This window comes from Chryseobacterium sp. JM1 (assembly GCF_000737715.1).
Lineage (GTDB): Bacteria > Bacteroidota > Bacteroidia > Flavobacteriales > Weeksellaceae > Chryseobacterium.
In genome coordinates this window covers 116557-136100 of record NZ_JPRN01000004.1, presented here as the reverse complement: position 1 = coordinate 136100, position 19544 = coordinate 116557, and the positions used below count along the sequence as shown (strand labels likewise).

At 36.6% G+C, this 19544-nt stretch carries 16 protein-coding genes; 9 read left to right on the top strand and 7 right to left on the bottom strand.

Annotation, left to right across the window (positions count from 1 at the left end):
* The first annotated feature begins 433 nt into the window (after window positions 1-433).
* The 5 genes from IW22_RS09070 (at window position 434) to IW22_RS09050 (ending at window position 6768) form a co-directional block, all read left to right on the top strand.
* Window positions 434-1600, top strand: a complete 1167-nt coding sequence (locus tag IW22_RS09070) for a T9SS type A sorting domain-containing protein (RefSeq protein WP_034725868.1) — start codon at window positions 434-436, stop codon at window positions 1598-1600.
* A 138-nt stretch (window positions 1601-1738) separates the two neighbouring features.
* On the top strand, window positions 1739-4393 hold the full coding sequence (locus IW22_RS09065; protein ID WP_034725867.1) for a 4-alpha-glucanotransferase: 2655 nt from the start codon (window positions 1739-1741) through the stop codon (window positions 4391-4393).
* Window positions 4394-4532: 139 nt separating this feature from the next.
* A complete protein-coding gene (locus tag IW22_RS09060) occupies window positions 4533-5504 on the top strand; it encodes a hypothetical protein (RefSeq protein WP_034725866.1) in 972 nt (323 codons plus the stop codon).
* Between the two features lie 178 nt (window positions 5505-5682).
* Window positions 5683-6132 (top strand): hypothetical protein, encoded by a 450-nt coding sequence (locus IW22_RS09055; RefSeq protein ID WP_034725865.1) that lies wholly within the window; start codon window positions 5683-5685, stop codon window positions 6130-6132.
* 126 nt (window positions 6133-6258) lie between these two features.
* Complete coding sequence (locus IW22_RS09050; protein ID WP_034725863.1) at window positions 6259-6768, top strand: ferritin; 510 nt, start codon at window positions 6259-6261, stop codon at window positions 6766-6768.
* Window positions 6769-7758: 990 nt separating this feature from the next.
* Here IW22_RS09050 and IW22_RS09045 read toward each other — a convergent pair.
* Window positions 7759-10914, bottom strand: coding sequence for a UvrD-helicase domain-containing protein (locus tag IW22_RS09045; protein WP_410492841.1), 3156 nt, complete (start codon window positions 10912-10914; stop codon window positions 7759-7761).
* 168 nt (window positions 10915-11082) lie between these two features.
* Here IW22_RS09045 and IW22_RS09040 point away from each other — a divergent pair, with 168 nt between their 5' ends.
* From IW22_RS09040 to IW22_RS09025, 4 genes are all read left to right on the top strand, one after another.
* The gene (locus tag IW22_RS09040) at window positions 11083-11829 is read left to right on the top strand and encodes a carboxypeptidase-like regulatory domain-containing protein (RefSeq protein ID WP_034726140.1); all 747 of its coding nucleotides are present in this window, start codon (window positions 11083-11085) and stop codon (window positions 11827-11829) included.
* A 6-nt stretch (window positions 11830-11835) separates the two neighbouring features.
* A complete protein-coding gene (locus tag IW22_RS09035) occupies window positions 11836-12642 on the top strand; it encodes a hypothetical protein (protein WP_034725861.1) in 807 nt (268 codons plus the stop codon).
* A gap of 10 nt (window positions 12643-12652) precedes the next feature.
* A complete protein-coding gene (locus IW22_RS09030) occupies window positions 12653-13492 on the top strand; it encodes a carboxypeptidase regulatory-like domain-containing protein (RefSeq protein ID WP_228384023.1) in 840 nt (279 codons plus the stop codon).
* A 373-nt stretch (window positions 13493-13865) separates the two neighbouring features.
* Window positions 13866-14600: an SIMPL domain-containing protein gene (locus IW22_RS09025; RefSeq protein ID WP_034725860.1), complete on the top strand. Its 735-nt coding sequence runs from the start codon at window positions 13866-13868 to the stop codon at window positions 14598-14600.
* A gap of 255 nt (window positions 14601-14855) precedes the next feature.
* Here the strand turns inward: IW22_RS09025 and IW22_RS09020 are convergent, their stop codons facing one another.
* The 6 genes from IW22_RS09020 to IW22_RS08995 form a co-directional block, all read right to left on the bottom strand.
* Entirely contained in the window at window positions 14856-15368 is a 513-nt protein-coding gene (locus IW22_RS09020) for a GNAT family N-acetyltransferase (RefSeq protein WP_034725858.1), read from the bottom strand.
* A gap of 2 nt (window positions 15369-15370) precedes the next feature.
* On the bottom strand, window positions 15371-15592 hold the full coding sequence (locus IW22_RS09015; protein WP_034725857.1) for a PspC family transcriptional regulator: 222 nt from the start codon (window positions 15590-15592) through the stop codon (window positions 15371-15373).
* A 116-nt stretch (window positions 15593-15708) separates the two neighbouring features.
* Window positions 15709-16185, bottom strand: a complete 477-nt coding sequence (locus tag IW22_RS09010) for a hypothetical protein (RefSeq protein WP_034725856.1) — start codon at window positions 16183-16185, stop codon at window positions 15709-15711.
* Between the two features lie 183 nt (window positions 16186-16368).
* Window positions 16369-17640 carry a DUF2851 family protein gene (locus IW22_RS09005; RefSeq protein WP_034725855.1) on the bottom strand — a complete coding sequence of 424 codons (1272 nt, stop codon included), beginning with the start codon at window positions 17638-17640 and terminating at the stop codon, window positions 16369-16371.
* A gap of 344 nt (window positions 17641-17984) precedes the next feature.
* On the bottom strand, window positions 17985-18632 hold the full coding sequence (locus tag IW22_RS09000; RefSeq protein ID WP_034725854.1) for an HD domain-containing protein: 648 nt from the start codon (window positions 18630-18632) through the stop codon (window positions 17985-17987).
* Window positions 18633-18697: 65 nt separating this feature from the next.
* Window positions 18698-19537 (bottom strand): helix-turn-helix domain-containing protein, encoded by an 840-nt coding sequence (locus IW22_RS08995; RefSeq protein ID WP_034725853.1) that lies wholly within the window; start codon window positions 19535-19537, stop codon window positions 18698-18700.
* Between the last annotated feature and the right edge of the window lie 7 nt (window positions 19538-19544).

The following is a 19544-nucleotide window of genomic DNA, read 5'->3' as shown; positions in this document are numbered from 1 at the left end:
ATCATATCATAAAAATCTGTTGTAATCTGTGTGATCTGCGGGAGTTTTTTTATGCTCATTTCTTATCATCTTGTAATCTCTCGCAGATATAGCGGATATAGCAGATTTAATGCGAAAGCCTTACTCATGTCGGCAGAACCGGCAATCTTTGCTTCTTTAAATTATACAATTCTATAATCAATCTTTGCGTTTAAAAAACATAAATCCACGAATGTTTCCCACAAATAACACAAATGTTGCAGCCCTTCAATAGTGATATTTGTGAAAATATTTGCGTTATTCGTGTTTAAAAAATAATTATTTATCGAAATATCAATGTTTAGATTAAATGATTGTAAATACTATGTAAATACTGCTATTTTTTTATGATGTCATTGGTAATTTGTGTAACTTAGTCATACTAAAATCATTACGAATCTAAATTCTACATTGTATGAAAAAACATTTATTCCCTCTTTTCCTGCTTGTGTTAGGTGCCAACGCTCAGGCACAGCAGGATTTTTTCGCGATTGCCGGAAAAGATACTTCCAGTATTGTTTTCAGTGATTTCCGTGTGATGGATGCCACTAATGGAACCTCCAGAGATAAGCTGTTTTCTGTAGATGCTGTGGCAAAAGTATTTTCTCAGGAAAGAAAAGGTAATGTGTCGGAAGATAAAAATTCCTACAACCATTCACAAGCGACTGCCATGGCAGCTCTGGCTTATGACCCGATGAATAATAACCTGGTGTATATGCCGATGTTTTCGTCCAATATCTATATTTTGAATGCGAAGACAAAGGAAATTACACTGGTTGAAAATACGGTGACCAAAGTAACTTCATGTGATATCAATTCCCATATCACAAGAATGACCGCAGGATATGACGGAAATATCTATGCCCTGAACAATGCAGGATCTCAGCTTTTGCAGATTAGCAGAAAAGGCAGTCAGTACACCGTTAATGATCTTGGGATTATTAAAGATGATGCTTCCAATGGGAAGAATTCATTCACTGCTATTGAAACAGGCTTTGGTGGCGACATGATCGCAGATGCTGAAAATAATTTCTATGTCTTCTCGGCTTCCGGAAATGTCTTTAAAGTGGTGTCCAAAGAACTGAAAGCGAAATTTGTGGGTAAGATCTCCGGTCTTCCGGAAAATTATTCAGTCAATGGATCTGCAGTTAATGCCAGTGGAAAAGTAGTTATTGCAAGTGCTAAAGGAGATAGTTTGTATGAAGTAGATTTAAATACTCTTCAGGCAAAAGTACTTCCTGGCGGAGAAAAACCGCATATTTATGATCTGGCGAGTAAATATTTTACCAATGACAGAGCAACTTCAGCTAATGCATTGGCGAATATCGATATCTATCCGACGAAAGTGGATGAACATTATATTAACATCAATGTCAATGATCAAAAAATAAAAGGAAATATTCTCCTGAATGTTTTCGATATTTCAGGGAAAAATGTGATGAAACAAAAGCTGTCTGTAAAAGACGGTTCGCTCAATCAGCAGGTTTATTTGAAAAGTCTTGTCAATGGAGCCTATATCGTTAATATTACAGATGAATCCGGTAAAGCTTTATTCAACAAAAAAATTCTGGTAACGGAATAATAAAGCCAGAGATTTCATTAAACTCTATTAAAATTTAAAACCTTTTCAACTTATTTTGGAAAGGTTTTTTAATGATTATTTGATCTTCAATAAGTTTTATTTTTCGATATTAAAATGTATTTTTATAAAAAAATATAGATGAAGTTATACTTTAATGTAGGATATAATGCAAAGGCCGGGCAGAATCTGCAGCTGTTGATTGTAGATGACAAAGGTGCTGCTGTCCAGACTCATACCTTATTTTATGCAGAAAACGGCATTTGGAAATGTGAGGTAGATTATTTCTCAAAATCAGTGTCCTATAAATATCAGGTTTCAGACGAAAAAGGAAATGTTCTGAGAGAAGAATTTGTTCTGCATCATCTTAACTTCCCTCATAACTACAAGGAGTTTATTATTTTTGATGAATGGAGTAATAAAAATTTCCCTGAAAACTATTTAAACAATAAAATTCTTTATAATAAGCTCAATCAGTTTGTGCCTGAAAAAGCGACGGTTTTAAAAAAGCACACCCATTTATTCAGAATAGAAGCCCCTGTTTATAACCCGGACTGGAAAATTGTACTGTTCGGCAGTACGGCTTCTTTAGGAAACTGGAATTACGAAAAAGTAATCCATCTTTCGCAGACCGATTTTGGGATTTGGGAAGCTTCCGTTGAAATTCCGGAAAACGAATTTATTCAGTTTAAATATTGCCTTTACGATACAAAAGAAGGTAGAGTAATTGATGTGGAGACCGGGGAAAACAGATTCACCCTTGCTAATCTGCTTCCGGATGTTCTGCAGATTGTTTCTAATCATTATTTTAAATTCAGGTCCTATCAGATGTATCATGATGCCGGAGTAGCGGTTCCTGTCTTTTCTTTGAGAAGTGAGAACGGCTTTGGAGTTGGAGAATTTTCAGATCTTAAAAACCTTGCCGACTGGACCAGTGAAACCAATCTTGGAATCATCCAGATCCTTCCGATTAACGATACCACGGCCAATTATTCCTGGACGGATTCTTACCCTTACGCTGCAGTTTCTGTTTATGCTTTGCACCCACAGTATATTTCACTGGAAAACCTTGATTTTCCTTTGCCGAAAGAATTAGTTTCTGAGTACCAGTCTGAGAAAGAGACGTTAAACGCTCTGGATCTGATCGATTATGAAAAAGTAATTGCGGGCAAATGGAAATTTTTAAGAGCGATTTTCAACACGGAAAAAGAAAAAATTTATAAAGACAGAGGCTTCAAAAAATTTATAAAAGACAATGAGCACTGGCTCGTTCCTTATGCTGCTTTCTGCGTGCTGAGGGATAAATATAAAACCCCGAACTTCAATGACTGGAAAACCCACAAGAAATATATTGCAGGGAAGATTTCTCAGTTCTTTGCCGTAAAAAGTAAAGATTATGATGCTTCAATGCTTCATGCGTGGGTTCAATACCAGTTGCATCTACAACTGAAAGATGCTGTAGATTATACTCACAGTTTAGGAGTTTCATTAAAAGGTGACCTTCCGATTGGTATTTACAGACATTCTGTAGAAGCCTGGACAGAGCCTGAACTTTTCGGAATGGATTTCCAGGCCGGAGCACCGCCGGATCAGTTTACAGAACTGGGACAAAACTGGGAATTCCCGACTTACAACTGGGAAGCGATGAAGGAAGACGACTACCGATGGTGGAAAAACAGATTCAAAGCATTGGAGCAGTATTTCGATGCGATGAGAATCGACCATATATTAGGGTTTTTCAGGATATGGAGAATGCCGATATCTGCCACACAGGGGATTTTAGGATATTTTTATCCTGCTGTTCCAATTGTTGTGGATGAATTTAAAGCCAGACATATTCCGTTTGATTTTAACCGGTATTGTAAACCTTTCATCAATGATAGAATCCTGTGGAAATATTTCGGTGAAGAGAGTAGCGCTGCGCTTGAATTTATTAACAATAATAATGATGGGACTTATACTTTTAAAGAAGAATTTGATACCCAGAGAAAACTGACCGATTTTTTCAAAAAGAATCCAAAAGGTGCTGTTGAAGAAAAACTGGTTTCACTCTGCGCAAACGTTTTGTTCCTGACTGAGGAGAGGAATGGGGAAACGGTCTATCATCCAAGATTTAACGTTTACAGTACAGACTCTTATCAATACCTTCCTGAATGGGAGCAAAGAGCAATCTATGATCTGTATCACGACTACTTCTTCAGAAGACAGGATCATTTATGGTATGAAAAAGCAATGGAGAAACTTCCGGTGATTCTGAATGCTACCAAAATGCTGATCTGTGGTGAAGATTTAGGAATGGTTCCGGCTTGCGTGCCTATAGCGATGGACGAGCTGGCAATTATTGCCTTAAAAGTTCAGCGTATGCCTTCGGATAATATTCCGTTCTACAATCCTAAAAATGCGGATTATATGAATGTAGTCACCGCATCTTCTCATGACAGTTCTACGCTGAGACAGTGGTGGAAAGAAGATCCGGCCTTGACTCAGAAGTATTTTAATCAGCAGCTGATCCAATATGGAAAAGCTCCTGAGGAAATGGATTCTCACTTAGCTGAAATTATCATGAAACAGCATCTTTACAATGATGCGATGCTGGCTATTTTCCCAATTCAGGAGTTTATGGCAACCGATCCCGAGCTTACCAATCCTAATATGGATAACGAAAGGATCAACAATCCTGCAGTTTTCCCGCATTATTGGCGATACAGGATGCATTTGAACCTTGAAGACCTGAAAGGAAAGACAGTATTCAATGAAAAAATAGCTTATTGGATAAAAGATAGTGGAAGAGCATAAATTTAACATTTGATTATCAGTTAGTTAATAATAAATTAAAAGAAGTTTGATCTTAGGATTTAACTTCTTTTTTTTATTTACATCCAAAAGATAGAATAGAGATATTCTACTATATACTAACCAATTAACGACTATAGAGATGAAAAAAATACTTTTGGGATTTGCCTTGGGACTGGCAGCTTTGTCTTCCGCCCAGCAGTATCCAAATAACGGATGGGGAGATGACGGATATTACCAGAACGTTGGTTATTCCGATGAAGATGACAGAAATTATTTCCCGGACGATTATTATTACAACTATCCTCAGGACTATTACCCAGGCGATTACTATCAGGGATATTACAATGATTACAGAAACAGTATCACCAATATCAACTGGAATGTCTTCTTTAGAGAAAACAGACTGAACCGCTGGCAGATGGATCAGATCATGAGTCTGAATAATTTGTATGTAAGTTTCTCTACATGGGATAATTTTTACAGATATAATCCGGACAGATGGTACTATGACAGATTCTACGCACTGGAAAGAATTTTAGGACCAAGGGTGTTTGTTGTTTTCCAAAACAATTATTACCGTGGATCAAGCCCGATCGTTTACTTTCAGAATTACAGAAGAACGTATTACACGCCAAGATATTCCGTAATGCCACGATACAGAAATGTAAATATCAACGTATACAGGGTAGACAGAGCAAGATTCAGAAGAATGGATAACCCAACCTTCAATGTGATCAGAACCAGCGACCGACCAAATAACGGATTCAGAGGACCGGTAAGAGACGGCAGTAATACCGGAGGTTTCAGAAATCAGGCTGGAAATAATGACAGAAGATCTGAAAATTCAGGAGGTTTCCGTAACGAAACCAATAGAGAAAGAAATAACGGTGGTTTCAGAGGGAGTTCTGAAAATAGCGGAACAAGAGGATTTGGAAATAATGGAGGCTTCAGAGGAAGCGGTGAAGTAAAAAGAGAAAGTGCTCCCCGAAGAGAAAATAACAGTGGAGGATTCAGAGGAAATGGGGGAAGCTCCAGATCTGAAAGTCAGCCTTCAAGATCACAAAACAGCAATGGAGGTGGTTTCAGAGGCAGTCTGGTAAGCAGTAAATAATTTTCATATATTATATTTAAGTGGTGTGAAGGACAGGTTTTAGGATCTGTCCTTTTTTATTTTTCAATTTTATTATTTTAATACTATAATTTAACATTTTTTATGAATATTTAGGTTTAACTTATCTTTTAACTAATAATCAAAGATATGTATAACAATTAATTAAATATTTTTTAAGATGAAAAAATTAGTTTTAGCAATAGCATTTATCGGAATAGGAGGTCTTGCCATGGCGCAGCAGACAACAACTCCACAGGACAAAGAAGCAAGAAGAGCAGAGATGCATCAGAAAATGGAGCAGAAGCATCAGGAGCATCTTGATGAGATGAAAAAAGATCTGAATCTGAACGATTCTCAGGTAGCACAGATAAAAAGCCTTCATGAAAAAAGAAAGTCTGAAATGAAAGCTGACTTCGATAAAAATAAAGAAGTAAGACAGGCAAAAATGGAGGATATGAAAGCTAAAAGAGCTCAGATGGATGCCGATATGAAGAAGATTCTTACCCCTGATCAGTATGATAAATGGCAGGCTGACAGAAAAGCTAAAATGGAGCAGAGAAAGACCGCAATGAAGGATAGAAAAATGATGAAGAAGCCTATGAACACGGAAGCTCCGGAAGCTAAATAAGAGTTCATAATTTTGATTTTTTAATGTGAGAAGGACGGGGAAATACCCGTCCTTTTTGTATTAAATTTCATTAAAACTTTTGATGTCGGGCTTTTATTCCTTATTTTTGAATATAAATTTATACTTATGATCAGCGAAAAAATTGCAACGTTAATTAACGAACAGATAGCTCACGAACAATATGCCGCACAATATTACCTTTCCATGTCTGCCTGGTTCTCAGGAAAAGATCTTGATGGTATTGCGAATTATTTCAGAGTTCAGAGCAAAGAAGAATTGATGCACGCAGATAAAATGTTTGACTTTTTAAATGACGTAGGCGGAGAAATCATCATCGGAGAAATTGCAAAACCTCCTCATGAATTCGAAAATGCAACGGATATCTTCGAAAAAGCATTGGAGCACGAGAAAAAAGTAACAAGAAGCATCTTCAACATCGTAAAAAATGCAAACGACGAAGGTGATTTTGCAACGACATCTTTCATGCAGTGGTTCATCAACGAGCAGGTAGAGGAAGAAGCCAGCGCTTCACAGTACGTTACAAAAATCAAGATGGTTTGCGACAATCCATCTGCATTATATCTTTTTGACCAGGAATTGTCTCAAAGAGTTTTTGTACCGGCTACAACAGCTTAATTAATAGAAAAGATAGAAACCGCCCGGCCGTTCGAAGAACGGCCGGGCGGTTTTGTTTTTACTGAACATCAAATGGGGGTAATGTAGATCAATTTCAAAACTTACGGAGTAAAATAAAAAATACATACCATCAAACCTTATAGGTTTTCAAAACCTATAAGGTTTCTTTATGTAAAACATGCTTTTTACAATCTTTAAAATTTTTTAGCCAAAAAATATTGTTTGTAATAGTATTTCCTTTCTCAGATTCTCATTGTACGCTTTTTGAAACATTAAGACGAGTGAAGTAAGGTTAGTTAAGATAAAATCATTTGATTTTTTAAGTTGTACGTCTTAAAGCGAAGCACAAACTTAATATTCTTAAAAGCTTAACTGGTTCTTATTGGTTTGATTTTTTTTCGCAGATTATGCAGGTCAAGCAGTCTGATCAACGTAAACATCTGTGAAAATCTGTGTCATCCTTGGTTAATTTCAAAATTTCACTTCAAATCAAGTTGTGATTTTTTCCTTTCTCAGATTCTCATTGTACGGTTTTTAAAACATTAAGATCAATAAAGGGAGTAAGGTTAGTTAAGATAAAATCATTTGATTTTTTAAGTTGTACGTCTTAAAGCGAAGCACAAACTTAATATTCTTAAAAGCTTAACTGGTTCTTAATGGTTTGATTTTTTTCTCGCAAATTATACAGATCAAGCAGTCTGATAACATAAACATCTGTGAAAATCTGTGTCATCCGTGGTTAATTTTATCGAATAGGGTTGTAATTTTCTTTGTATTAAAAAAAACTTTAGCTGCTCTCCAAGTTTTACATATAATCTGACAATGTTGATAAGATGCAAAGTTATCCACAGTGATTTTCAGGATTTATCTACAATTATGAAGAATATATTTTCTTTTTTGCTAATTATATTGATTTGTTAATCAGTATATTAATTGACTATTTTGAAGTTATCAACACTGTATTGTGGAAAACTTTGTGGAAAACCTATTTTACAGATAAATAAGCTGCGTCTTTAAGACCTTTCTTCCCAGGCTTTCCAGGATATTTTTATACCTTTCAATCTGGTGTTCGTTTTTTTCTGTCTGTTCACCGGTTTTAAAGTCGACAATAATATAACCTTCATCGCTCTTTAGAATACGGTCCGGTCTGAAAATATGGCTTTGACCTCTGTCCGAAATCATAATATCTTTTTCATTGATCACTTCCCACTTCTCATCAAAAAACTCCGCATATTTCTGAATGATCTGAATCAGGGTTTCCTGAATTTCATCTTTCTCCTCCCGCGTAATCTGTCCGTCAAGTACGTAACTTTCCAGAACTTTGGCCGTATCTTTCTCTGTATTGATTTTTGATAGTAATTCATGCACGAAAAGCCCGATCCTTACCTTTTCATTCCGTACCTGATAGTTTTTAGATGGCGTAGCAATTTTTATAGAAGACCTGTTTTCATTAATATTTTTAAGGTTTTGAATATCCTTGGTCTTAAATAATGATGTTTTATCTTTAGAATGCTTTTTCAGCATTTCAGGACGAACTTCATACAGATCAAATTCATCAGCTCCTTCGGTATTTTTTCCGTTGAAAAATTCCAGCAGTTCAAGATTATTGGAAGTCTTATTTGCTTTCTGAAGATAGAAAAACAGCTGCTCTACAGGACGTGTCGTAGCGACATACTGAAGGCATAACCTATCGATGAGGTTTTTGTAGGAATTCTTTTTGTTGAAAGCCTCGATTTCCTGATCATAGACTTCAAGGTTTTTACTAAACTGATTAATATTGACCGATTTCAAAGCATCATCATTATTCGTATCAAACCAGTTCGTAAATTCACTGTCCCGGTTTTTATTCATCATCGGAATAAATATAATCGGGAATTCCAGCCCCTTTGATTTGTGGATCGTCATGATCTGAACCGCATCAATATTTTCTGAAGCCTGAATCGTATAGGCTGAAGCTTCTTCATCCCAATATTTTAGAAACTCTTTTGTGCTGGCTCCTGCATTTTGTGTAAAATTGAAAAGCATTTCCAGGAAATTCAGTAGGAAATCCGTCTCCTTATTCTCTACTGCGAATTCATTGATGTAATATTCCACAAAATTATACAGGTTGAATCTTGGGAAGTTTTCCTGTTTCAGTGTTAATGAATAGGTATTCTGGATGAATTGAAGTATTTCCTCATGCGTTTCAAGTTCCAGAACTTCTTTCATTTCAAGCGTAAAATCAGCCATATGAATTCTTCCCAATGTATTCAGATAATACATCATCATGATCAGATTGGGCTTGTTCTTTGGATTGATTTCCCATCGCAGAAATTCAATAACTGCTTTCAATGTGTTGGAAAGTTCAAGGGTCAGACCTTTGTCGGAAATTGTTTTAATGTTGGTTTCTTCTCCGCGATATTTTACTTTCAGATTTCCCAGTTTTTGAGAATAACTGAAAATGTCAAAATTACCCCGGCATAAAATCGTAATGTCTGAAAATTTAAAACCGTTATCCAGGCTTTCCTGAATATCATTCCGCATTTTTTCAGAAGTGTCATTATAAAAATCTTCATTCGTGAGGTTTTCAATCAGACTTACTTTTACACGTCCGTCAATCTGGGATCTTGGACTCTGTTCAGCATCTTCTCCAAAAATATTACGGTGTTCCTCTTCCAAGTTTAACGAATGATAACGATACAACTCATTATTGAATTGTACAATATTTTTAGCACTTCTCCAGTTATCTTTTAAAACAAGAAGACTTGCCTGCTTGGGCGAAAATTCCTTTTTGTTGATAATGTCCAGCATCAGTTTACTTTCTCCACCACGGAATCTGTAAATACTCTGTTTGGGGTCACCTACCAGCGTAAAAGAGGTGTATTCCGAGGAAACACTGTGGTCCCGCAACGGAACAAAATTCTGCCACTGCAATTCTGAGGTATCCTGAAATTCATCAAAGAAAAAATGCTGAAACTGTGCACCCACCTTCTCATAGATAAAGGCTGATGGCTCGTTCTTAAGATTTTCATTGATCAGGATATTGAATTTAGAAAGCAGAACCAGATCGTTCTCTTCCTCAATTTTTTTTAATTCATCCTGAATATCTTTATTCACCTTCAAAGGGAGAAGGGCCGATAAAATCTTTTCTTTCTTTTGTGTTTCAATATAAAGAAGGATCAGCTGCATCCTGTTGTCCAGAAGTTGATCAAGTATTTCCAGTATTTCGGGTTCTTTACTTTTCGATTTCGTAGCAGCCCCCTTTCTGTAATTGTTGACTACAGATTCTTCCTGCGTGGTAGGAAACGGAAAACCGGGTCTTTTCTGGTTATAAAAATCCTGAACCTTTGTAAAAAATCCTCCGATCCCGTTTTTGCCCTGTGCGAAATCTTCGATCTCAATATTTCTGGACCGGAACAGCTCTACCGACTGTGTGGCAAGCTCTGCAGACTTCTTTTTATTCTGTACGATCTCTTTTCTGAGTGTATTTTTTATATTCTCGTAATTCGTGTCATCAAAGCTTTTGTTGCTTTTCAGATGTTCGTAGTGAATATCTTTTACGAACTCCTTGGCGGAATCATAAAGGCTTTTATTCAGATTGATTCTTTCGTTGTTTTCCAGACTGTAATCCACATAATCCATGAAAGAATTGGAGATGTTGTCATTTTCACCGATTTGGTCGAGCATTTTATCCACAGCTTCGATCAGAAACGGTTCTGCATCGATCTCAAGATTAAAATTTTTCGCTAAACCCAATTCATAGGAAAAGCTTCTTACCAGTCTTGAATTAAAACGGTCAATCGTTCCGATATTCAATGTTGAATAATTGTGAAGAACATAATCCAGCAGTTTTTTGGAACGGCTATGAAGCTCATCAATCGTGATTTTTAAGCCATCAGCTTCAAATGCTTTCTGAATATTTTTCAGATCTCCGTTTTCTGCAAAATTGTCCGCGGAAAAATTTCCCAGCCACGACAGAATTCTCTCCTTCATCTCATTGGCTGCCTTATTAGTGAACGTCAGTGCGAGAATATTCCTGATCGACTGCTGCTGATTGGGATAGCGGAGACAGATCATCAAAAGCCTCTGGACAAGGGCATACGTTTTCCCCGACCCGGCTGAAGCATTGATCACTGTGTAAGAATTTTGCATTGCTGAATTTAGAATTGAGACTGCAAGTTAGCTAATTTTTAAGTGAAATTTTAACAATTTGGAGCGTCGATTTAACAGTTTAATCCGCAAAAACTAAAAAGAAATCCCAAAACACGTTAACTGTGGTTAAACTTGTCAATTAATTTAAAAATAATTTTAGATTTGCTTAATAAAAAACTGTCCGTGAAACTTAAACTACTCTTTTTTTTAACCACCCTTTTTTTCATTAACATTCATGCCCAAAATTACATTTTCGGAAAAGTGATTTCTGAAGACAGTGCAGAAATTCAGGATGTGACGGTCATTAATATCAGAACGGATGAAAGAACGGTCACCAACCGGGACGGACATTTCATGGTTTCCGGAAGGGCAGGGGATGAACTCAGGTTTATAAAGGCCGGCTACGAACGTATCGTCAAAAAAATTTCCAAAGAGATTATAGATGCTCCCATCAATATTACATTAAAGAGAGAAACCATATTAATTCCTGAAGTGGAAGTCAAACAGGGACTCACAGGCGATCTGAAAATTGATGCAAAAACCCTTAACCGTCCTAAAAAGGTTGAAAAACTCATCAAAGACATTGATCGGTATATCGCTCAGAAATCGGATCCGAGGATTCTGGCAGCAAGACCGGGAGAATTTGTACAACCGAAAGGGCAGGGCTTCTCCATTGGAAAAGTAAAGAACAAATGGGATGATATTGATTTGATGGGCTATCTGCATTCAGCATTGGGAGATGACTATTTTACCAGTCTGAAAATTGAGAGACCTCAGATTGAACATTTTATCAGTTATGTTCTTGCAGGCGGTTTCGAGCGGAAAAGTATTCTGAAGTATGGGTTCTGCAGCGACGCAGATCTGTACAGGTTTCAAAGATTTGTGCTGACAAGAATTTCGTCCTACCGTGCTCCACAGACCCAAAAATAAACACAGATGAGAACGTATATTAAACAAAGCCTTTACGCAGTTCCACTTTTTGTATCTGTTGAATTTTTTTCCCAGCAGCAGGTGACTGGTGTCGTAACAGATAACAGTAAAACCAATATTAATCCGGTTTTAATTATCAATATCACCAGTCAAAAAAGTGCTGTAAGTGATACTTCAGGGAAATTTAGCATAGAAGCGTCGGAAAATGATGACGTACGTTTTGTAAAAGAAGGGTATTACCGCATTGATAAAAAAATAAAAAAAGAAGATTTCAGTTCTCCTTTAATGATCAGCTTTGAAAGGGTAGAAATAGAAATTCCTGAAGTGAAGATCGTTTATAAACCTACGGGCAATCTGGAAAGAGATAATAAGCATCTTAACGAATCCCGGAAAGTGGTTTCTTTAAGATCAGAGCTTGATGAATATATGAAAAGTCCGCTGAATGAAGCGTTACCGGATAATGCGATTTCGAAAACCTTCAAACCGGATTATAATGCCGGACAGGTAAGTCTTTTAGGGGTTCTGGATGCCGCTGTGGGTTTGTTTAAAAAAGCGACAGAACTTAAGATCACGAAAGCCAACTATAAGGAAACCCAGGATTTTATCCAAAGAATAAAAAATGAAATAGATTTACAGTTTCTGAAAAAATATGGAATGGATGAAGAGCAGATCGATAAATTCCTGATTTATGCGAATGACACGAGAATGATGGCGAAAAAATTCAGAAAAAACTTTAAGGCAGATGTCGTGGAATATGAATTAAGAGCAGCATTTGCCGAATACAGGAAAACCCAAAAAGTGAGTAGTATTTAGTTTTAAAAATATGAAGATGAATGTTGGATGTAGAAATATCAATGTTGCTGATTGGAAGAAAACTTTCTTCCTTGTGATTTTCGCGTTTAATAGTTTCATGGCACAACAAACTGTTAGCGGGCGAATCACAGATGATGACGGGGTGGATTTAAGCTCAGTCATTGTTATTAATATGTCTACCGATCAGAAAACATCTTCCAATGCTATGGGAATGTTCTCTATTGAAGCATCTCCTAATGACGAACTGAGATTTGTAAAAGCAGATTTCAACAGAGTATCCACAAGAGTTCTTATCAATGGCTACAATCCTCAATTGCTGGTTACCATGATTCCGATACCGAGAGATGTCGGAGAAGTAAAAATTGTCAAAAAACCAACCGGTGACCTGGAAACGGATTCCCGATTGGCCGCAAAAATAGATAAAGGAGAGATTGTACAACAGGCGGTAGGTTTGCCACAACCTGTTGGTAAAATGCGTGAAAAGCCTGCAGAAGTTAAAAAGGTTCTTCTTCCGATACTTTTAGGAAGCTTAGATGTGCAGGGTACCTATGATCTGATCAGCGGGAAAGCAAGACGCCAGAAACGGCAGTACAGGTATGACGATCTGCAGGAGCATATTATGTGGGTGAGGAACCGTGTAGATAATGAGTATTTTACCAAGGCAGGAATTCCTGAAGAACGGATTTCAGAATTTATCCAATATTCCTTTGAGGTTAAACCTCAGGTAAGAACTTATGTGAAAGCAAAAAATCTTGCCGGGACGCTGTTGAGAATGGAAGAAACCATGCCGGTTTATCTGGAAAGATTAAAGCAAAGGAAAAACGGATCAATTTCAAAGCTTGGCGAGTAAAATAAATATTATCAAACCTATAAAATCCTTTTTAAAATTGATCTTAAATTTTTTTAACCTTAATAAACTTTAGTTTATTTCTTAATTTAAACATTAAGGATTTAAGCAGCAAGCGTATTGTTATCAATGAAGAAAAATGAAGAAATCAATAAATTAATTTTTTAAGTTCTTTAAGCACCCATCTTTTAAGAGCTTAATGTCTTAATGTTAAAAAAAACTTATCTGCTCCTAAGTTTGAGACTGATCCACTTTTTGCCTAACCTTCAAGTTTTGAAACTGGGGCGGAAATACCAGGAATAATGTTAAAAAATTCTTAAAAAGCGGAATAGAAATTGATGTACAGCTACACAGAATCAATCAAATCACAAGTTTTATGAATAAAAATATTATTGCGGTAGCAGTCGGAGCACTGGGATTTGTCCTTGGGCTAGGCTTTTTAGGGAATGCTATTAAAAACAGAAATAAATCTGAAAACACCATTTCCGTGACCGGATTGGGAACCAAACAGTTTACGTCCGATCTGATCACATGGTCCGGAAGTTTTTCTAAAAATAATTCCGATTTAAAAGCAGCTTATGATGAACTGGCTATAGACAGAAAGGTGATCAATGATTATCTTGTTTCAAAAGGGATTAAGCAGGGTGAAATTGTATTTTCTTCCGTAGATATCCAGAAGCAGTTCAGAAGTTATAACGACTCTAATGGAAATTACGTACAGGGTGAATTTTCCGGATACAACCTTACCCAAAAAGTTTCCATTGAAAGCAAAGAGGTGGTAAAGATTGAAAACCTTTCAAGAAATATTACGGAAATCATAAACCGTGGGATTGAATTCACTTCATCTTCACCATCCTATTTTTACACCAAATTAGCTACGGTAAAGCAGGAAATGATTGCCAGTGCAACGAAAGATGCTAAAGAAAGAGCAGAGAAAATTGCAGAAAATTCAGGCAGCAGCTTGGGAAATCTTAAAAAAGCAACCATGGGAGTGATTCAGATTACAGAACCCAATTCTAATGAAGATTATTCCTACGGCGGAACATTCAATACTTCCTCGAAAGAAAAAGAAGCAAATATCACGATAAAGCTGGAGTACGAAGTCAATTAAGATCATCATCTGCGAAAAACTATCAACCACAAAAGGGCACAAAAGTTTTTTGGACACTTAAGTCATTCTGAAGTTTAATGCTTTGCGAACAAGAAGTTCACATAAGTTTTTTTAAAAATAAAAGATTTTATACGGAATAATATACACAATCATCTGTGAAAATCCGTGAAATCAGTGGTTAAAGAAAAAGAAAAAAGACTTTACAAGATGCTATAAAAAGCAAACCGCCGGAACATATCCGGCGGTTTTTATATTTTAATGATACACAACATCATAAATTTCGTCTTTTACACTCTTTAGATGTTCAGGCGTATAATTGGCCAGTAGCCAAAGATCCAGCGGCTTTTTTCCTTCGCCATAACTCGGCTGTACATACATTTCGTCGATCAGGGTAAATCCGTTTTTCTGATAAAAAGAATAGCGCCTTTTCGCATCTTCTCCCAAATGATCAGGCTCTATTTCCAGAATAATTCTCGGGTAATTTTTAAACAGGTATGCTGTAATATGTGACCCCAGTTTCTGGCTTCTGAAGGCTTCAAAAACTTCAAAATGTTCCACGAAAACATAAGAACTCAGTTCCCAGATAATAAGATAACCTATAGCCTGAGATTCATGAAGTACAGATATGACCTTCACATGAGGATTTGAAAATAATGCGGTAAATTGGTTCCAGTCCCTTTGCTCATCTGCGGGGAATGTGCTGGAATACGACTTATAGATGTCCTGAACTCTATAGTCTTCTGCAGAAGTAATCGGTAAAAATTCCATAATTATAAATCAAAAACGCTCGGCCTTCTGGTAATAAAAATATCTTTGATCCAAAGCGTGAATGCCAGTCCCAGATAGATCAGAAAGAAAAAGCCGGCAGTGGCAAAAGTAGAATAGATGAAAAAGATCCTCAATTTAGATACAGGGATCCCCAGTTTAGCTCCGGTTCTCGTAAGAACGCCGAACCATTCTCTTTCCATTTTGTGGCGGATATTATCAAACATTTGAAGATTCTTTTAAAAGTTTAAATCCAATACCGCAATTTAAGCAATTTTTTTCTACCTATCCGATTCGTGATAAATAAATTGATCTTGATCAGGACTTTGGTTTTTATCAAAAATTAATCAAGCTCTATGCTATAGATCACACTGATAATTTTCCACTGGCCATTGACTTTTGCCAGCTGCCAGAATTCCTTTCCGTAATTGGTTACTTTGTTATCCAAAAGGAAAGAATAATCACAGGTAACTGAACCGATAACATCATCGTTTTCAATATGTACATTATTAAACAATTCATCCTGGTTACCTTTATCCATAAGGAACAGATGGAAATCCTGAAAACTTTTTGTGAATAGATTGGAAGGATTTGACGTTTTATTTTTCAGCCTTTTCTGCTGGGTCTTATCTCTGATCACAGCAGTCCAGTTAAAGGAGCCTTTTGTAAATAGAGCCTTAAAAGCTGCGGTATCTTTTTTAATGATATGTTGTCTGACCTCCTTTACAAGATCTTGAATTTCATTTTTTTGTTGTGTATAGCTCTGTGCACGACAAAAAAATGTAAGTAAAACACAAAATAATACGCTTATGTTTTTCATAGGATTTTATTTTAAGAATGAATTTCGAAAAGCAGATCAGTTTTTTTTCTATAAATATTCAAATAAATCCATGGGGTTTAAGAACGAGATGATGAACGGAGAATTATTCGATGTAGAAAGTATTTTTATTGATTTAAATATAAAACCAGACTATGCTGTATAATCGGTCGATTGCAAAAAATATCAGCTGTCCAAAGACTGTTTCAACAGATTAAACCCTATACTGCAGTTCAGGCATTTTTTTTCTGTGCATAAATTGTTATAATGATAAATCAGGCTCTGGCTTTCCAAAGCATTATTAATCTTCAGTCCAAGTTTTTTCCATGCGGCGGTTACAGAATTTTTTTCGGCGGTACTGTTTCTGTACAAATCGAGGATTTCCTCTGTAATTTCTTCATGATGATATTTATGATAGGTATATTTTAAGGGAAGTACCGTATTGAGGATAATTAATTCAATGAAATCTGAGCTTAAGGTTTTAGGCTGAAACTTTGAAATAGTTCCAAAGTTAAAATGAAAATCCCAGTATTCCGAAGCTTTTACAGGCTCAAAAACTTCGTACAGCTCATCAGTATTATTCGCCTTAATAATTTTTGAAAATAAATTCTGGTGTCTGGAATAAAGATCTGCCAGTTGGGAAAGACGGATCGTAGGAAAGTTGGGTGGGCGCAATCTCAGAAACTTAGGATGAAGGGTCAGATTGGGAATGTTGAATTTTTTTCGGATGAATTTAAATTCTCTTTTCCAGATCATCATTTGTCCGTCTTTTGGATGATCCAGCCATCCAGAAATACCGAATAAAAGGGCTTCCAGCTGTAATACATTTTGCCGGATCTTATTGATAACACTGAAGTCTATTGATTCTGCAATTTGTCTGAAAATATGAGCATTCACTTTTAATCCGAAAGAGTAGGCGAGGCTGTGAAAAAGAACGGCTTCAAAATTATTTTTGTACTGGTCTAGGCTTTTCTCCAACTCCTGAGACTTTTCATCTAATTTTTTAAGAACATTAGCTTCGTGAAAATGAATGGGGATTTTATTAGGCTCAAAAATATTTTCACAAGGAATGAATTGGGTTCCGTTGATCAATTTTTCATATTTCCACAGCATATTTGAGTCGATATGATCTTTAAGCTCCAACGTCGGAACATTTTTCCGGATGAGGTCATCGATGTCTGTGTCATTTTGATAGACTACATGAAGAATGATATTCTGGTAATTGGGATCCTGGGAATGGTTGTGGAAAATCCAGTCAGAGGTACGGATGTGAAGTTCTATATGTCCGGCAATGACGAGTCCTTTTGTTTTAATTTTTGCATTGAGAAAGTCTGGCCCCGCATCGGTATTCCATCTCCCAAACTGGATGATTTCAACGGGATTCCCTTCAAGGTCCTTGAAGTCATAATTTTTGAAAACCTTATAGTTCCAAAGATATTGAAGCAGTTTTTCCGTCATAGGTGTGATGATAAATATAATAGAAATTCAGTACTTTCATTAACCCTGTGATTAAGTTTTCCGGTTCTGTTCTACACAAATTTTTATCTATAGAAATCCAGTTTTTGAAACAAAGATTTATGTTTTGTTCATTCTATTTTCTTCTTGTTTTAACTAAAAAAATAAAATACCTCCCATGCAATGACGGAAGGTATCGTGTCTAAATTTAATGTATTAATTTAGGTAGCAGATATAAAGCTGAGATTAGAAATGTGAATGGTCAATTTTGCTTCGCAAGTGAATGGTGAATTTTTAAAATTTTCCAACTCCGGCACCCATATCACATAACTTCTCCAAACCCCAATCTACTCCGACCACGGTGAATGCAGAATACAGTCACAGAAATTTTTTCTTTGAAAGTTCGGAATCATAAAAGCGCATACATCAGCTTTAATATTTCCGAATGTTGTTTCGGTTTTATGCTCAAATCCTGAGAAAAACGCAGGAATAATCTTTTTCTTAAAGTCTGTCCTCGGGAAAAATCCGATGATCTCCTCACGGTTTGCTTCAGACAGATGTTCATATCCTTCACCCATCACATCCAATCCTACACCAGAATACATCAGGGCAACTTCCGCCTCTTTATGTTCCGCAATTCCTATCGTAGTATGCAGGGCAATGGTATCCCATACAAGCTGAAGGCTTTTTTCGGGAAGTCCGTGTCCTTTAAGAAAATCTCTGGCTGCATTGGCTCCGTCTACTTCAAATCTGAGATCAGGACTGCTGTAATGTGCGGTCAAACCAAGGTCATGGAATAGGGACGAAACATAGAGTAATTCGGAATCGTAAGAAATTTCTTTCCGTTTAGCATTTAAAGATGAAAAAAGAAACACCCTCATCGAGTGATTGTATAAAAATTCATTGCCGTGCTCCAAAAGAAGTTCTCTTGCCTGTTCTGCAATGGTGCTGTCGGGGATTATGATACCTACGGCTGATTTTAACTTTGCTGTCATAACTTTTTTTACAAAATTAAATCAATCAAAGCGCGTAGATAATATCAGTTTTTTTCCTTCATATGTCAAAATTGACCTAAATTCCGATAAACCTGAGGTGAAAAAGAAGTCTGTTTTTTGAAAAAGTGACTAAACTGCTCCGTTGAGGAAAAATTAAGAACAGAAGCGATCTCTTTTACAGGTGATGCAGAGAAATAGAGCATTCTTTTGGCTTCATTGATGATCATGCCTGCAATTATTTTCTTTGGAGGATTTCCACCCTGTTTATGGCAGATACCGGAAAGTTGTTTATTTGTTATATTCAGGAATCCCGCGTATGCTGAAACTTCGCGGGTTTTCTGATAATTTTGAGAAACGAGTTCCAGGAAATGAGTGTAGATTTTTCTGTCGGAACTGTTATAGCGCTCCTGCAGAGAAAAATTGATATTGGCGGTTTTGATCATGATGATCTTTAGATAGGCCGCCAGAGCATCCGTTTTATTGATGTAGTTTTTGCTCTGTGATTCCCTGTTCAGCATGGCTGTTACTGAGAAAAGTTCTTCGAGATCATCCTTTTCCGCTGCCAGTCCCTGATTGTCTGCATTCAGATTGAACAGGACGGATTTACAATTGCTCGCACTTTCAGGGGCTTTCTCCCAGAATGCATCCGTAAAAGTAATTTCATAGCCAGCCAGTGAAGAATCTTCGGAGAATAAAAAGATCTGTCCCTTAGCGATAAGGAGAACCTGATATTTTTCCAGATGAAGAGAGGTTTTGTCGATGGTTACAGATCCTGTACCATTCTGATAAATGTAGATCCGGTTAACGGCAGTTCGTTGCGGTTGGTGATTATAACCCATATTCCCGTCGAGGCGGATGATAGAAAACTCATCTTCAAATCCTTTCGTATTGTCTGTCAGTTCCATATCTGGC

Excerpts from the sequence above, each read along its gene's own strand:
- IW22_RS09070 (WP_034725868.1), top strand. The coding sequence starts at position 434 with ATGAAAAAACATTTATTCCCTCTTTTCCTGCTTGTGTTAGGTGCCAAC.
- IW22_RS09065 (WP_034725867.1), top strand. The coding sequence starts at position 1,739 with ATGAAGTTATACTTTAATGTAGGATATAATGCAAAGGCCGGGCAGAAT.
- IW22_RS09060 (WP_034725866.1), top strand. The coding sequence starts at position 4,533 with ATGAAAAAAATACTTTTGGGATTTGCCTTGGGACTGGCAGCTTTGTCT.
- IW22_RS09055 (WP_034725865.1), top strand. The coding sequence starts at position 5,683 with ATGAAAAAATTAGTTTTAGCAATAGCATTTATCGGAATAGGAGGTCTT.
- IW22_RS09050 (WP_034725863.1), top strand. The coding sequence starts at position 6,259 with ATGATCAGCGAAAAAATTGCAACGTTAATTAACGAACAGATAGCTCAC.
- IW22_RS09035 (WP_034725861.1), top strand. The coding sequence starts at position 11,836 with ATGAGAACGTATATTAAACAAAGCCTTTACGCAGTTCCACTTTTTGTA.
- IW22_RS09030 (WP_228384023.1), top strand. The coding sequence starts at position 12,653 with ATGAAGATGAATGTTGGATGTAGAAATATCAATGTTGCTGATTGGAAG.
- IW22_RS09025 (WP_034725860.1), top strand. The coding sequence starts at position 13,866 with ATGAATAAAAATATTATTGCGGTAGCAGTCGGAGCACTGGGATTTGTC.
- IW22_RS09020 (WP_034725858.1), bottom strand. The coding sequence starts at position 15,368 with ATGGAATTTTTACCGATTACTTCTGCAGAAGACTATAGAGTTCAGGAC.
- IW22_RS09015 (WP_034725857.1), bottom strand. The coding sequence starts at position 15,592 with ATGTTTGATAATATCCGCCACAAAATGGAAAGAGAATGGTTCGGCGTT.
- IW22_RS09010 (WP_034725856.1), bottom strand. The coding sequence starts at position 16,185 with ATGAAAAACATAAGCGTATTATTTTGTGTTTTACTTACATTTTTTTGT.
- IW22_RS09005 (WP_034725855.1), bottom strand. The coding sequence starts at position 17,640 with ATGACGGAAAAACTGCTTCAATATCTTTGGAACTATAAGGTTTTCAAA.
- IW22_RS09000 (WP_034725854.1), bottom strand. The coding sequence starts at position 18,632 with ATGACAGCAAAGTTAAAATCAGCCGTAGGTATCATAATCCCCGACAGC.
- IW22_RS08995 (WP_034725853.1), bottom strand. The coding sequence starts at position 19,537 with ATGGAACTGACAGACAATACGAAAGGATTTGAAGATGAGTTTTCTATC.